At 63.6% G+C, this 13,924-nt stretch carries 11 protein-coding genes; 6 read left to right on the forward strand and 5 right to left on the reverse strand.

The window, feature by feature from the left end; translation table 11 throughout:
* Window position 1: 1 nt before the first annotated feature.
* The 5 genes from pyrR to gshB form a co-directional block, all read right to left on the reverse strand.
* Complete coding sequence (gene pyrR / locus GQX66_RS13820) at window positions 2-505, reverse strand: bifunctional pyr operon transcriptional regulator/uracil phosphoribosyltransferase PyrR (protein WP_007953335.1); 504 nt, start codon at window positions 503-505, stop codon at window positions 2-4.
* Between the two features lie 81 nt (window positions 506-586).
* Window positions 587-1,024, reverse strand: coding sequence for a Holliday junction resolvase RuvX (gene ruvX / locus GQX66_RS13825; protein WP_007953334.1), 438 nt, complete (start codon window positions 1,022-1,024; stop codon window positions 587-589).
* Window positions 1,024-1,596: a YqgE/AlgH family protein gene (locus GQX66_RS13830; protein WP_039767938.1), complete on the reverse strand. Its 573-nt coding sequence runs from the start codon at window positions 1,594-1,596 to the stop codon at window positions 1,024-1,026. Before GQX66_RS13830 ends, ruvX begins: the two co-directional genes overlap by 1 nt.
* A 59-nt stretch (window positions 1,597-1,655) precedes the next feature.
* Window positions 1,656-2,555, reverse strand: coding sequence for an energy transducer TonB (locus GQX66_RS13835; RefSeq protein WP_039767939.1), 900 nt, complete (start codon window positions 2,553-2,555; stop codon window positions 1,656-1,658).
* Window positions 2,556-2,661: 106 nt separating this feature from the next.
* The gene (gshB, locus tag GQX66_RS13840; protein ID WP_240869714.1) at window positions 2,662-3,633 is read right to left on the reverse strand and encodes a glutathione synthase; all 972 of its coding nucleotides are present in this window, start codon (window positions 3,631-3,633) and stop codon (window positions 2,662-2,664) included.
* A gap of 225 nt (window positions 3,634-3,858) precedes the next feature.
* On the opposite strand from gshB, the gene pilG reads away from it, so the two are divergent.
* Genes pilG through GQX66_RS13870 form a run of 6 tightly spaced genes read left to right on the forward strand, consistent with a single transcriptional unit; the run spans window position 3,859 to window position 13,727 of the window.
* Entirely contained in the window at window positions 3,859-4,263 is a 405-nt protein-coding gene (gene pilG, locus GQX66_RS13845; RefSeq protein WP_240869716.1) for a twitching motility response regulator PilG, read from the forward strand.
* Window positions 4,264-4,323: 60 nt separating this feature from the next.
* Window positions 4,324-4,689, forward strand: coding sequence for a twitching motility response regulator PilH (pilH, locus tag GQX66_RS13850; RefSeq protein WP_007953328.1), 366 nt, complete (start codon window positions 4,324-4,326; stop codon window positions 4,687-4,689).
* A 10-nt stretch (window positions 4,690-4,699) separates the two neighbouring features.
* Window positions 4,700-5,239: a chemotaxis protein CheW gene (locus tag GQX66_RS13855; RefSeq protein ID WP_007953327.1), complete on the forward strand. Its 540-nt coding sequence runs from the start codon at window positions 4,700-4,702 to the stop codon at window positions 5,237-5,239.
* A 13-nt stretch (window positions 5,240-5,252) separates the two neighbouring features.
* Window positions 5,253-7,313, forward strand: coding sequence for a methyl-accepting chemotaxis protein (locus GQX66_RS13860; RefSeq protein WP_102685771.1), 2,061 nt, complete (start codon window positions 5,253-5,255; stop codon window positions 7,311-7,313).
* A 35-nt stretch (window positions 7,314-7,348) separates the two neighbouring features.
* Window positions 7,349-13,264 (forward strand): Hpt domain-containing protein, encoded by a 5,916-nt coding sequence (locus GQX66_RS13865; RefSeq protein WP_240869718.1) that lies wholly within the window; start codon window positions 7,349-7,351, stop codon window positions 13,262-13,264.
* Entirely contained in the window at window positions 13,257-13,727 is a 471-nt protein-coding gene (locus tag GQX66_RS13870; protein WP_240869721.1) for a chemotaxis protein CheW, read from the forward strand. The genes GQX66_RS13865 and GQX66_RS13870 overlap by 8 nt, the downstream gene beginning before the upstream one ends.
* The last annotated feature ends 197 nt before the right edge of the window (window positions 13,728-13,924 follow it).

Raw genomic sequence — 13,924 nt, forward strand, 5'->3', positions numbered from 1 at the left:
ATTAAAGGGCAAGGTCTTGCAGTTCGAGGGCCAGCTCCGGCCCGGACAGCTTGACCCGCTCGTGGGCGGCCAGCGACAGGGTCGCGCCGACCACGTTCGGGCGGATCGGCAATTCGCCGGCGTCCAGGTCCAGCAGGCAGACCAGCGTCACGCTGGCCGGGCGGCCGTAGTCGAACAGTTCGTTCATGGCGGCGCGGATGGTCCGGCCGCTCATCAGTACGTCGTCGATCAGCACCAGATGCTGGCCTTCGATTTCGAAGGGCAGGGCGGACGGGCGCACTTGCGGGTGCAGGCCGTTCTGGCTGAAGTCGTCGCGGTAGAAGGAAACATCCAGCGTGCCCAATGGCGCGTCGCTGCCCAGCTCTGCGAGCAGGGCCTGGGCGACCCAGACGCCGCCGGTGCGGATGCCGATGTAACGCGGTTCGCTGATATCACGCTGGGCAAGGTGCGCCTTGAGGCGGGTCGCCATCTGGCTGATCAGATCGGCGGGATTGGGCAGGCTCATGGTTGCTCCTTCTTGGGGTCGAGCCGGTTCTCGCGAACCGGAGCTCGGGTTGTAACCAAAAGAAAAGCGCCGTAGCGCTTGTCAGGATTCAAATAGTGCGGTGTTTTCGTCGAGCCAGCCTTGCAGCAGCAGGGCGGCGGCGATGGCGTCCACCGGGTTGTCGCGGTAGCTGCCTTTCTGCCCACCGCGCACCAGTCGCTCGCCCTTGGCTTCGAAGGTCGTCAGGCGTTCGTCGTGGGTATAGAAAGGCAGGTTGAAGCGGCCGTTGAGGCGGCGGGCGAATTTCTCGGCGCGGGCGCACATCTCGCTGGGCGTACCGTCCATGTTCAGCGGCAGGCCGACCACCACGGCGTCGGGCTTCCATTCCTTTATCAGGGCTTCGACCTGATTCCAGTCCGGCACACCGTTTTGCGCCTTCAAGGTGCACAGTTCGCGGGCCTGGCCGGTAATCACCTGGCCGACTGCCACGCCGATCTGTTTGGTGCCGTAGTCGAAGCCGAGGATCAGGCGCAGGGCCATCAGGCGTGTCCTGCCTGGCTGGTCAGCAGGCTGAGGTTGATCCCCAGGTGCTTGGCCGCCGCTTCCAGGCGCAGTTCGCTGCTGGTGTTGAACAGGATGTCGGCGTCGTACGGGCAGGTCAGCCAGGCGTTGTCGGCCAGTTCGGCCTCCAGCTGACCGGCTTCCCAACCGGCATAACCGAGGGTGATGACGCTTTTGGCCGGGCCCACGCCGTCGGCGATGGCGAACAGCACATCCTGCGAGGTGGACAGGGCCAGATCGCCCTCCAGCTCAACGGTAGCCTGGAACGTCTTGCCCGCCGGGTGCAGGACAAAACCGCGATCGGTCTGCACCGGGCCGCCGATGAAGATCGGCACATGCTGGCACAGCGCCGGCGGATCGATGTCCGGGCGCAGTTGTTCGAGGATGTCGGCCAGATTCAGCTCTTGCGGTCGGTTGACCACCAGCCCCATGGCGCCATTGGCCGTGTGCTCGACGATGTAGGTCAAGGTGTGGGCAAAGTTCGGGTCGGCCATGTGTGGCATGGCGATCAGGAAGTGATGCTTGAGGTAGCTGGGGCTGACGTTTTTCATGTGCGCTAGTGTGGCGTTCGGGGGGCGAACTGACAAGCTGGAGCGGGCAAAAGATCGACTCAGTTACTGGACAACCGGTCGCCCCGGGCGAATTTCCAGGTGCGGATGATTTCCAGTCGGTCGATGTCCGACAGGTCCCCGGTAAACGGTGCAAACGGTGCCGCCAGACGCACGATCCGCTGCGCCGCCTGATCCAGCAGTGGCTGGCCGGAAGACTCCAGCACCAGCACTTCATACAGCGAGCCGTCGCGGTTGATCGACACCATCAGGCGCAGATTGCCGTAGATCTGCTTGCGCCGGGCTTCGTCGGGGTAATTGAGGTTGCCGATGCGCTCGACCTTCTTGCGCCACTCGTCCTTGTACCAGGCGCCCTTGTCGCGCATGGTCGAGGCGGCGCTGAGGCGGTGGATACGCGGGCGCTTGGCGTACAGCTGTTGTTCGTTGGCCAGTTCGGCTTCAAGGCTGGCGATGTCGCTGGAGAGCTGCGAACTGTCGAAGGTCGGGGCGTCGACCGTCGGTTTGGTCTCGGTCCTGGCTTCTTCTTTCTTGGTCGGCGCCTTTTTCGGTTTCGGCGCGACGGTGGTCACGGCCGCCTTGGGCGCGGCTTCCTGCACCTCCGGCTTGGCGGCCGGTGGCGGGGTGACTTTCTTGACTTCGTTTGCCTGAAACGGCGCGACCTCGGTGGTCTTGGGGATCGCCTTCTTGTCGAGGGTGCCGCTGCCTTCCTGGTTTTCCTGGGCGAGGAAATCGGCCTTCGCCGGCTTCTTTTCGCTCTTGAAGGTAGCGAGGGTGATTTCCAGGGTTTTGCTGATCTGCTTGGGCTCGACCATGGTGAAACCCACGCCGAGCAGCAGCGCCAAATGGATCAGCGCCGCGAGAAACAGGGTAAATCCGAGGCGATCGACCGGGCGCACGCCTTTATGGGCGAGTTCAGCGGGCAGATCGGACGGAAGTGTCATTCGAGAAAAACCAACATCGCGTTTTTACGGGCTCGGCATGATAACGCAATGTTGGTTTTTAGCTGCAAGCTTGAAGTCTCAAGCGACAAGCTGCACACCACTGGCTTTAAGCTTGCGGCTTGCGGCTCGACGCTTGCAGCTTGCCTTCGATCGCATCCATCAGCATCCCGCCGATGTCGGTGCCGAAGGCATTGTCGATTTCGCGGATGCAGGTCGGGCTGGTGACGTTGATTTCGGTCAGGTGCTCGCCGATCACGTCCAGGCCGACGAACAGCAGGCCCTTCGCGCGCAAGGTCGGGCCGACCTGAGCGGCGATCCAGCGATCCTTGTCGGTCAGCGGACGGGCTTCGCCACGACCGCCAGCCGCGAGGTTGCCACGGGTTTCGCCCTGGGCCGGAATCCGCGCCAGGCAGTAATCCACCGGCTCGCCGTCGATCATCAGGATGCGCTTGTCACCGTCCTTGATCGCCGGCAGGTAGGCCTGGCCCATGATCTGCTGGGCGCCGATTGCGGTCAGGGTTTCCAGGATAACCGACAGGTTCGGGTCGCCGGCGCGGTGACGGAAGATCGAGGTGCCGCCCATGCCGTCCAGCGGCTTGAGGATCACGTCGCCATGTTTGGCGGCGAATTCACGCAGCACGTCGGCGCGGCGGCTGACCACGGTCGGCGGCGTGCACTGCGGGAACAGGGTGGCGAACAGTTTTTCGTTGCAGTCGCGCAGGCTCTGCGGCTTGTTGACCACCAGCACCCCGGCGGCTTCGGCCTGTTCGAGCAGGTAGGTGGAGTAGACGAACTCCATGTCGAACGGCGGATCCTTGCGCATCAGGATCACGTTCAGGTCGCTGAGCAGCAAATCCTGTTCGGCGCCCAGTTCGAACCATTTTTCCGGGTTGGCGAAGACTTTCAGCGGCTTCATCCGCGCCCGTGCCTGGCCTTCGCCCTGATAAAGGTCTTTCTGTTCCATATAGAACAGTTCCCAGCCGCGCTTCTGCGCCGCCAGCAGCATGGCCAGCGAGCTATCCTTTTTATAGGAAATGCTGGCGATAGGGTCCATGACAATCCCGACGCGAACGCTCATTGGGTTTTCCTCGAAAATTGGCTACCGGATCGGTATGAAAAAAGTGCCGCCAGAGTGGCGCCGGGCGGGTTTTCGGTCAAGGAAAAACCCGTCGATAGATTGGATCAGGAGACTGTGCTAAAAAGGCTGCCATGTCGTGCTGGCCCTTGAACATCAAGGGTTTCCAGCCATTACGCATCGCAAAACGGACAAATTGATTCGCAAAGGCGACGGTAGAGCCCCCTTATGGAACAGCAGTCCAGCGCCTTGAAGGTCATGGTGATCGACGACTCGAAAACGATTCGTCGCACCGCCGAGACCCTGTTGAAAAATGCAGGGTGCGAAGTCATCACCGCGATCGACGGTTTTGACGCCCTGGCGAAGATCGCCGACCACCATCCCGGGATCATCTTTGTCGACATCATGATGCCGCGTCTGGATGGTTATCAGACCTGCGCTTTAATCAAGAACAACAATGCGTTCAAGCGCACGCCGGTGATCATGCTGTCGTCCCGGGACGGGCTGTTCGACAAGGCCAAGGGGCGGATTGTCGGTTCCGATCAATTTTTGACCAAGCCTTTCAGCAAGGAAGAACTGCTCGACGCGATTTCGGCCCATGTTCCGGGCTTCGCTGCCGCTTTGCCGCAGTAAGACACGCACAGAGACGCTCGGCCAGCGGGCCCGGTGTCGACAAGAAAAATGGGGAAGACCATGGCACGTATCCTGATCGTCGATGATTCGCCGACCGAAATGTACAAACTCACCGGCATGCTGGAAAAGCACGGGCACGAAGTGCTGAAAGCCGAAAACGGCGCCGACGGCGTGGCCCTGGCCCGTCAGGAAAAACCCGATGCGGTACTGATGGACATCGTCATGCCCGGCCTCAACGGCTTCCAGGCCACCCGTCAGTTGACCAAGGATGCGGAAACCAGCCACATCCCGGTGATCATCATTACTACCAAGGATCAGGAGACCGACAAGGTCTGGGGCACCCGCCAGGGCGCCAAGGACTACCTGACCAAACCGGTCGACGAAGACACGCTGATCAAGACCCTGAACAACGTGCTGGCCGGTTGATCGCGCCGCCATGAGCGAGTCGCTGACCGCGTTCGAGCTGTTGTGGCAGATCGACCAGCGCTGTCGCCTGCTGGCGGCGGACCTGCCGTCGCAACCGGCGCGCCAGGATCGCTGGAGCGGCATCGGCTTTCGTCTGGGCGAGCACTGGTACGTCACGCCGATGGGCGAAGTCAGCGAAGTGCTGCCCGAACTGCGTGTCACCCAGTTGCCGGGCGTCAAGCCGTGGGTCAAGGGCGTGGCCAACCTGCGCGGACGGCTGCTGCCGGTCATGGACCTGTGCGGCTTCTTCGGCCATGAGCTGTCACCGATGCGCAAACAGCGGCGGGTACTGGTGGTAGAGCATCAGGACGTGTTTGCCGGGTTGCTGGTCGATGAAGTCTTCGGCCTGCAGCACTTCGAGCAGGACAGCTTCGAATCCGTCTCGATCAGTAAACGGCAAGGCTCCAAGGGCGAGTTCATCAAGGGCTATTTCCGGCGCGAGCAGAACTGGCGGGTGTTCAGCCTGTTTGCGCTGGCGCAGTCACCGAGTTTCATGCACGTCGCGGTTTAACAGGCGAGGACCGATGATCAAAGCAAAAACAGGCAAGCCCGCAGAAGGCTCGCGCAGCCGCTCACAGATCATCGTGCTGTTCATCGCACTGATCGTGTTCATCATGCTGCTGTTCGCCAACTTCGCTTACCTCAACACCCAGGCCAACTACGACAAGCAGTACATCGGCCACGCCGGCGAGCTGCGGGTGCTGTCGCAGCGGATCGCCAAGAACGCCACCGAAGCCGCCGCCGGCAAGGCCGCCGCGTTCAAGCTGTTGAGCGATGCGCGCAACGACTTCGCCCAGCGCTGGGGTTACCTCAAGAAGGGCGACCCGGCCACCGGCCTGCCGCCGGCGCCGTCCGTCGTGCGCCCGGAAATGCGCGCCGTGCAGCTGGACTGGGAACGCCTGCTGAAAAACACTGACGCGATTCTCTCCAGCGAACAGACCGTGCTGTCCCTGCATCAGGTCGCCGCGACCCTGGCCGAAACCGTGCCGCAGTTGCAGATCGAATACGAAAAGGTCGTGGAAATACTCCTGCAACGCGGCGCGCCGGCGGCGCAGGTGGCGATGGCCCAGCGTCAGTCGCTGCTGGCCGAACGGATTCTCGGCGCGGTGAACACCGTGCTCTCGGGCGATGAAAACTCCCAGCAGGCCGCCGACGCCTTCGGTCGCGATGCCGCGCGCTTCGGCCAGGTGCTCAACGGCATGTTGCAGGGCAACCCGGCGCTGAAGATCAGTCAGGTCGAAGACCGCGACGCCCGTGCTCGCTTGAGCGAGATTTCCGAACTGTTCCAGTTCGTCTCGGGTTCGGTGGATGAAATCCTCGAAACCTCGCCGGAGCTGTTCAAGGTCCGTGAATCGGCCACCAATATCTTCAGCCTGTCGCAGACCCTGCTCGACGAAGCCTCGCACTTGGCCACCGGTTTCGAAAACCTCGCCGGCGGGCGCAATACCGACACCATCGGCGGCTACGTGCTGGGCCTGCTGGCGCTGGCCTCGATCATCCTGATCGGCATGGTCATGGTCCGGGAAACCAACCGTCAGTTGCGCGAGACCGCCGAGAAGAACGAACGCAACCAGAACGCGATCATGCGCCTGCTCGACGAGATCGAAGACCTCGCCGACGGCGACCTGACCGTGACCGCCTCGGTGACCGAAGACTTCACCGGGACCATCGCCGACTCGATCAACTATTCGGTCGACCAGCTGCGCGATCTGGTCGCCACCATCAACCTCACTGCCGGCCAGGTGGCCGCTGCGGTGCAGGAAACCCAGGCCACCGCCATGCACCTGGCCCAGGCCTCGGAGCATCAGGCCCAGCAGATTTCCGAAGCCTCGACCGCGATCAGCGACATGGCCCAGTCGATCGATCAGGTGTCGGCCAACGCCGCTGAATCCTCGGCGGTTGCCGAGCGTTCGGTGGAGATCGCCAACAAGGGCAACGAGGTGGTGCACAACACCATCCACGGTATGGACAACATTCGCGAACAGATCCAGGACACCGCCAAGCGCATCAAGCGTCTGGGCGAGTCGTCCCAGGAAATCGGCGACATCGTCAGCCTGATCGACGACATCGCCGACCAGACCAACATCCTCGCCCTCAACGCGGCAATTCAGGCGTCGATGGCCGGTGACGCCGGGCGCGGTTTTGCCGTGGTTGCCGACGAAGTGCAACGGCTGGCCGAGCGCTCGTCCGCCGCGACCCGACAGATCGAAACGCTGGTGCGGGCGATCCAGACCGACACCAACGAAGCCGTGATTTCCATGGAGCAGACCACCACCGAAGTGGTGCGCGGCGCGCGGCTGGCGCAGGATGCCGGTGTGGCCCTGGAAGAAATCGAAGGCGTGTCCAAGACACTCGCGGCGCTGATCCAGAGCATTTCCAACGCGGCGCAGCAGCAGACGTCTTCGGCCGGGCAGATTTCCCTGACGATGAACGTGATCCAGCAGATCACCTCGCAGACTTCGTCCGGCTCCACGGCCACCGCCGAGAGCATCGGCAACCTGGCGAAAATGGCCAGCCAGTTGCGTCGCTCGGTGTCCGGGTTCACCTTGCCGGCGGCGCCTGCGCCCGTCGCGGACAAGGCGTGAGGCCTGCGGGCGAGGCAATGTCGAGCGGAGTGGTTATGGGTGACCGGCACGATTACGTGGCCCTCGAATGGGTCAAGGGTGAAATCGCCGAGACGCTGAGGCAGGCGCATCAGGCCATCGAAGCCGTGCTCGACGATCCGCAGTCGGTGCCCGGGCTGGACGAATGCCTGGCCTGCATCCATCAGGTGCACGGCAGCCTGCAGATGGTCGAGTTCTACGGCGCGGCATTGCTCGCCGAAGAAATGGAACACCTGGTCGAAGCGTTGCAGAACGACCGCGTCAGCCACCGCGACGAAGCGCTGCACTTGCTGTTGCAGGCGCTGGGTCAGTTGCCGATTTACCTGGACCGCGTGCAGGGCGCCCGCCGTGACCTGCCGCTGGTGGTGCTGCCGCTGATCAACGATTTACGCAGCGCCCGGGGCGAAAGCCTGTTGTCGGAAACCAGCCTGTTCAGCCCGCAGTTGCCTGAGCTTGCGCCTTTGGGCGAGGAAACCCTGGCGCTGCTGGAACCGGCGGAGCTGCCGAACGTGCTGCGCAAATTGCGCCAGATGCTGCAAATGGCGCTGGTCGGATTGCTCCGCGAACAGGACGACCAGACGCACCTCGCTTATCTGGCCAAGGTGTTTACCCGGCTTGAAGCACTCAGCGATAACTCGCCGCTGAGCCCGTTGTGGCAGGTCGCTTCGGCGCTGGTCGAAGGCATGCGCGAAGGCCGGATCGCCAACAGCCCGGCCCTGCGCAGCCTGTTCAAGGACGCCGACAAGGAACTCAAGCGCCTGCTCGAACAGGGCATGCCTGGCCTCAACCAGCCGCCACCGCCTGAACTGCTGAAAAGCCTGCTGTTTTATATCGCCAAAGCCGAACATCCCACCGGGCAGATGCTGACCATGAAAGATCGCTACTCCCTGGACGACGCGCTGCCCGACAGCGCGATGGTCGACGAAGAACGCGCGCGGCTGGCCGGCCCCGATCGCGATGCCATGCGCTCGGTGCTCGCGGCGCTGTGCGAAGAACTGGTGCGGGTCAAGGAACGCCTCGACCTGTTCGTGCGCAGCGACCGCCAGCACGCTTCGGATCTGGACAGCCTGCTGGCGCCGCTGCGGCAGATCGCCGACACCCTCGCGGTGCTTGGTTTCGGCCAGCCGCGCAAGGTGATCATCGATCAACTGGCGGTGGTGCTCAGCCTCGCGCAGGGCCAGCGCGAACCGAACGACGCCACGCTGATGGACGTCGCCGGCGCCTTGCTCTACGTCGAAGCGACCCTGGCCGGGATGGTCGGCACCGTCGAGCCGGAGAGCCCGGAAGACTCGCGCCTGCCGACCACCGACCTGACGCAGATCCATCAGATCGTGATCAAGGAAGCACGCATCTGCCTGCAACAGGCCAAGGACATGATCGTCGACTACATCGACGCCGACTGGGATCGCCAGCAACTGCAAAGCCTGCCGGCACTGCTGACCCAAGTTCGGGGCGCGCTGGCGATGATTCCGCTGGCGCGCGCGGCAAGTCTGCTCGAAGCCTGCAACGGATTTATCCGCGAGCATCTGTTGCTCGACCCTCACGAGCCGGGCTGGCAGCAACTCGACAGCCTCGCCGACGCCATCACCAGCCTTGAGTACTACCTCGAACGCCTGACCGACGACCCGCAGGCACCCAGCGAACACTTGCTGGATATCGCGCAGAAAAGCCTCGCCAGTCTCGGCTTCTTTCCTGACGAACAGCCCGGCGAGCCGCATGTGCCGGTGCTCGACGACGTGCTCAGCCCCAGCGAAGCGCTGGTGATGCAGGATTTGCAGGAGCTGGACGACCCGCAGATCGTGCAGTCGTTGGCCGAAGTGCTGGCCAGTCCGGTGTCGGCGGTCAACCCGCCGGCGCAGACCACGCCGGGCAGCCTGCTGCCGCCACCGGCCGATGAAGAACCGGTGGACGACGAGCTGCGCGAAGTGTTCCTCGAAGAGACCGGTGAAGTGCTCGAAGTACTGAGCGAATACCTGCCGCGCTGGTCTGCCGAGCCTGATGACCGCGCCGCCCTCAGTGAACTGCGCCGCGCCTTCCACACCCTCAAGGGCAGTGGCCGGATGGTACGGGCGTTGGTACTCGGCGAACTGGCCTGGGCGGTGGAAAACCTGCTCAATCGCGTGTTGGAAGACAGCGTTGAACCCGGTCCGGCGGTGCGCCAGTTGCTGGCCGACACGCTGTTGCTGTTGCCGGACCTGATTGCCGAATTCGCCACCAACGGCCAGCGTCAGCGCCACGATGTCGATCAACTGGCAGCCCGCGCCCACGCGCTGGCCAAGGGCGCCACGCCGCTGCCGGCCGAAGACGTGGAAGATGTCGCGGCCCTCGATCCGCTGTTGCTGGAGATTTTCCGCAACGAAGCCGAAACCCACCTCGTCAGCCTCAACCGTTTTCTCGATCAGGCCGCCGAGCATGTGCCATTGCAGGCCAGCGATGAGTTGCAGCGAGCGCTGCACACCCTCAAGGGCAGCGCATCGATGGCGGGGGTGTCGCCGATTGCCGAACTGGCGGCGCCGCTCGACAAGCTCGCCCGGGAATTCAAGGCCCATCAACTGGCGCTGGACCTCGACGAAGTGGAGCTGCTGCTGGAGGCCGAGGGCCTGTTCCGCGTCGGTCTGCGTCAGCTCCAACACGATCCGCTGGCGCCGATTGTCGGCGCGCAATCGCTGATCAAACGCACCGAAACCCTGCTCGGCGAGCGCCTGGAATCGATCCTCAATGCCCCGAGCAGTGCTGTGCGGGTCAAACGCGATCCGCAACTGATCAACAACTTCCTGGCTCAGGGCATGGACATCTTGCTCGATGCCGAAAGCCTCTTGCAGCGCTGGCAGCAGCACCCCGGCGAACGTCAGGAACTCAGCGCGCTGCTGGATGAGCTGACCACCCTGGGCGAGGGCGCGCACCTGGCGGATCTGCTGCCGGTGGATGTGCTGTGTGAAGCCTTGCTCGATCTGTACGGCGCGGTCGAAGAAAGCAGCCTGGCGGTCAGCGAGCGGTTTTTCCATGAAGCGCAGCAGGCCCACGAAGCGCTGATCAACATGCTCGACGAACTGGCCGCCGGCCAGGAAATCACCCCGCAACCGCAGCGCATCCGAGCCTTGCACGAACTGCTCGACGAGAGCCTCGATCCGTCGTCCATGGGCCTGATCCGCAGCGACGGCAGCCGCACCCTGAGCATCCGTGAACTGGGCAGCGCCACCGCCGAACTGCAACAACACAGCGCCGACAGCGGGCCGGACGACGAGATCGTCGAGATCTTTCTAGAAGAGGCGGTGGACATTCTCGACAGCGCCGGCCAAGCCTTGCAGCGCTGGCTGAAGGATCCGGAAAACGGTGCACCGCTGTCGTCGCTGCAACGGGATTTGCACACGCTCAAGGGCGGCGCACGGATGGCCGAGGTGACAGCCGTCGGCGATCTGGCCCATGAGCTGGAAGGCCTGTACCAAGGGCTGGTGGATCGTCGTTACAGCCACAGCGAAGCTCTGGATCGATTGCTGCGTCAGAGCCACGAGCGTCTGGCGCAGTTCCTCGAACAGTTGCACCGGCACCAGCCGCTGGATCCGGCGCAGGACCTGATCGAGGCGATCCGCCGCTTCCGTCAGGGCTCGACCGCCAATCCCGAAACGCCGCCAACCAGTGTCGCGCAGGACGGCCCGGGGCACGATCCAGAGCTGCTGGAAATCTTCCTCGAAGAAGGCTTCGACATCATCGAAAACTCCGGCGCCGCGCTGCTGCGCTGGCAGGCCGAGCCCGGCAATCGCCAGGAAGTGGAAACCCTGCTGCGCGACCTGCACACCCTCAAGGGCGGCGCGCGGATGGTGGAAATTGGCCCGATCGGCGACCTCGCCCACGAACTGGAATACCTTTACGAAAGCCTGTCTGCCGGCACCCTGCAGGGCAGCGCCGAACTGTTCGCGCTGTTGCAGCGGGGCCATGACCGCTTGGCGCAGATGCTCGACGCGGTGCGCGCCGGTCAGACGTGTCCGCCGGCGGATCGGCTGATCAGCGCGATCCAGAATTTCAGCCATCCGCTGGTGGTGCAAACCCCGGCGCCCGTGCCGCCGGTTGCGGTCAAGGCCGAGCCTGCGGCCCCGGCGCCCGAGACCGGGGCGGACATGGTCAAGGTCTCCGCCGAACTGCTCGACGAGCTGGTCAACCTCGCTGGCGAAACCTCGATTTTCCGTGGGCGCATCGAGCAGCAAGTCAACGATGCGCAGACCGCCCTGCACGAGATGGAAACCACCATCGAGCGCATGCGCGACCAGTTGCGCCGGCTCGACACCGAAACCCAGGGGCGGATCCTCAGTCGTCAGCAAGTGGATGCCGAACGCCTCGGCTACGAAGATTTCGACCCGCTGGAAATGGACCGCCATTCGCAGTTGCAGCAGTTGTCACGGGCGCTGTTCGAATCCGCTTCCGACTTGCTGGATCTGAAGGAAACCCTCGACCGGCGCACCCACGACGCCGAGAACCTGTTGCAGCAGCAGGGACGGATCAACACCGAATTGCAGGAAGGCCTGATGCGCACGCGCATGGTGCCGTTCGAGCGCATGTTGCCGCGTTTGAAACGCATCGTCCGGCAGGTCGCCGAAGAGTTGGGCAAGGACGTGGCGTTCAGCGTCGGCAACGCCGAAGGCGAGATGGACCGCAACGTCCTCGAACGCATGGCCGCACCGCTGGAACACATGCTGCGCAATGCCGTCGACCATGGTCTGGAGTCCGCCGAAGTCCGGCTGGCGGCGGGCAAACCGGCGCAGGGGCAGATCAGCCTCGACCTGTCCCGTGAGGGCGGCGACATCGTGTTCGACATCCGCGACGATGGCGCCGGCGTGCCGCTGGACGCGGTGCGGCGCAAGGCGATCAAGCGTGGCCTGCTGGCGCCGGACGCCGACATCAGCGACCGCGAGGTGTTGCAGTTCATCCTCCAGCCAGGCTTTTCCACGGCCGAGAAAATCACCCAGATTTCCGGGCGCGGCGTGGGCATGGACGTGGTCCACGAAGAAGTCCGGCAACTGGGCGGAACCATGAGCATCGACTCGGTGCCGGGGCAGGGCGTGCATTTCCGCATTCGCCTGCCGTTCACCGTGTCGGTCAACCGAGCGCTGATGGTCCAGTGCGGTGAGGATCAGTACGCGATTCCGCTGAACACCATCGACGGCATCGTCCGCGTACTGCCGAATGAACTGGACGGGCATTTCCGTCTCGACCCGCCGAGTTATCAATACGGCGGCCAGCGTTATGAACTGTGTTATCTGGGCGAGCTGCTGAAAACCGCGCCCCGGCCAAAACTGTCCGGCCAGAGCCTGCCGGTGCCGGTCTTGCTGGTGCAGTGCAACGACCGGCACATCGCGGTGCAGGTCGACACGATGGCCGGCACCCGCGAGATCGTGGTCAAGAGCCTCGGCCCGCAGTTCGCCTCGGTGCAGGGCGTGTCCGGGGCGACGATTCTCGGCGATGGCCGGGTGGTGCTGATTCTCGACCTGCTGGCGCCGATCCGCGCGATGCAGGCGCGGTTGCCGCAGCGCCCGGCCAGTCACGAAATCGAGAGCGAACCACAGAAGCCGTTGCTGGTGATGGTGGTCGACGACTCGGTCACGGTGCGCAAGGTCACCAGCCGTTTGCTCGAACGCCACGGCATGAACGTGCTGACCGCCAAGGACGGGGTCGATGCGATGCTGCTGCTGGAAGAACACATGCCAGACCTGATGCTGCTCGACATCGAAATGCCGCGCATGGACGGCTTCGAAGTGGCGACGCAAGTGCGCCACGACGAACGCCTGCAACACCTGCCGATCATCATGATCACCTCGCGCACCGGCCAGAAACACCGCGACCGCGCGATGGCCATCGGCGTCAACGACTACCTCGGCAAGCCGTACCAGGAATCGGTGCTGCTCGAAAGCATCGCCCTGTGGAGCAAAAAACATGCATGAACGCCAGCACAATCAACGCGCCAGCCAGCTCACCGGGCTGCTGCTGCCGCTGGCGGATCGCAACCTGATCCTGCCCAACGTCGCCGTCGCCGAGCTGATCGACTACCAGTCCAGCGCCTTCGATCTCGACACACCGCCGTGGTATCTGGGGCGGGTGACCTGGCGCGAGCGGCAGATTCCGCTGCTGAGCTTCGAGTCGGCGTGCGGCAACAAGATCGTCATCGGCGAGCGGGCACGGATCGTCATCCTCAATGCCCTCGGCGGGCGGCCGGAGTTGAAGTTCGTCGCGCTGCTGGTGCAGGGGATTCCGCGCTCGTACAAGCTCGACAGCCAGTTGAGTTATGTCGATGTGCCGCTGTGTGCGCTGGAGCAGGCGGCAGTGCAGGTGGGGGAGCAGGTGGCGAAGGTGCCGGATCTGTTGGCATTGGAGAAATTGTTGGTGGATGCCGGACTGGTTCACTGAACCAGGGTCTGCGGCGATCTCACTGGCCTCATCGCTGGCAAGCCAGCTCCCACAAAGTTCTAGGTCGTTCACAAAAGCTTGGATCACCACACTCACTGTGGGAGCTGGCTTGCCAGCGATGAGGCCAGCATTCATTACGCTCACCGTAACGGTTCGCCACCGCGCTTGATTGATGCCCCTCGAACACACTCCTAAGG

This window comes from Pseudomonas sp. B707, from assembly GCF_022496685.1.
Lineage (GTDB): Bacteria > Pseudomonadota > Gammaproteobacteria > Pseudomonadales > Pseudomonadaceae > Aquipseudomonas > Aquipseudomonas paraglycinae.

What these genes read in the sequence shown, in the direction of transcription:
- pyrR (WP_007953335.1), bottom strand. Translation starts at nt 505, where the DNA reads ATGAGCCTGCCCAATCCCGCCGATCTGATCAGCCAGATGGCGACCCGC.
- ruvX (WP_007953334.1), bottom strand. Translation starts at nt 1,024, where the DNA reads ATGGCCCTGCGCCTGATCCTCGGCTTCGACTACGGCACCAAACAGATC.
- GQX66_RS13830 (WP_039767938.1), bottom strand. Translation starts at nt 1,596, where the DNA reads ATGAAAAACGTCAGCCCCAGCTACCTCAAGCATCACTTCCTGATCGCC.
- GQX66_RS13835 (WP_039767939.1), bottom strand. Translation starts at nt 2,555, where the DNA reads ATGACACTTCCGTCCGATCTGCCCGCTGAACTCGCCCATAAAGGCGTG.
- gshB (WP_240869714.1), bottom strand. Translation starts at nt 3,633, where the DNA reads ATGAGCGTTCGCGTCGGGATTGTCATGGACCCTATCGCCAGCATTTCC.
- pilG (WP_240869716.1), top strand. Translation starts at nt 3,859, where the DNA reads ATGGAACAGCAGTCCAGCGCCTTGAAGGTCATGGTGATCGACGACTCG.
- pilH (WP_007953328.1), top strand. Translation starts at nt 4,324, where the DNA reads ATGGCACGTATCCTGATCGTCGATGATTCGCCGACCGAAATGTACAAA.
- GQX66_RS13855 (WP_007953327.1), top strand. Translation starts at nt 4,700, where the DNA reads ATGAGCGAGTCGCTGACCGCGTTCGAGCTGTTGTGGCAGATCGACCAG.
- GQX66_RS13860 (WP_102685771.1), top strand. Translation starts at nt 5,253, where the DNA reads ATGATCAAAGCAAAAACAGGCAAGCCCGCAGAAGGCTCGCGCAGCCGC.
- GQX66_RS13865 (WP_240869718.1), top strand. Translation starts at nt 7,349, where the DNA reads ATGGGTGACCGGCACGATTACGTGGCCCTCGAATGGGTCAAGGGTGAA.
- GQX66_RS13870 (WP_240869721.1), top strand. Translation starts at nt 13,257, where the DNA reads ATGCATGAACGCCAGCACAATCAACGCGCCAGCCAGCTCACCGGGCTG.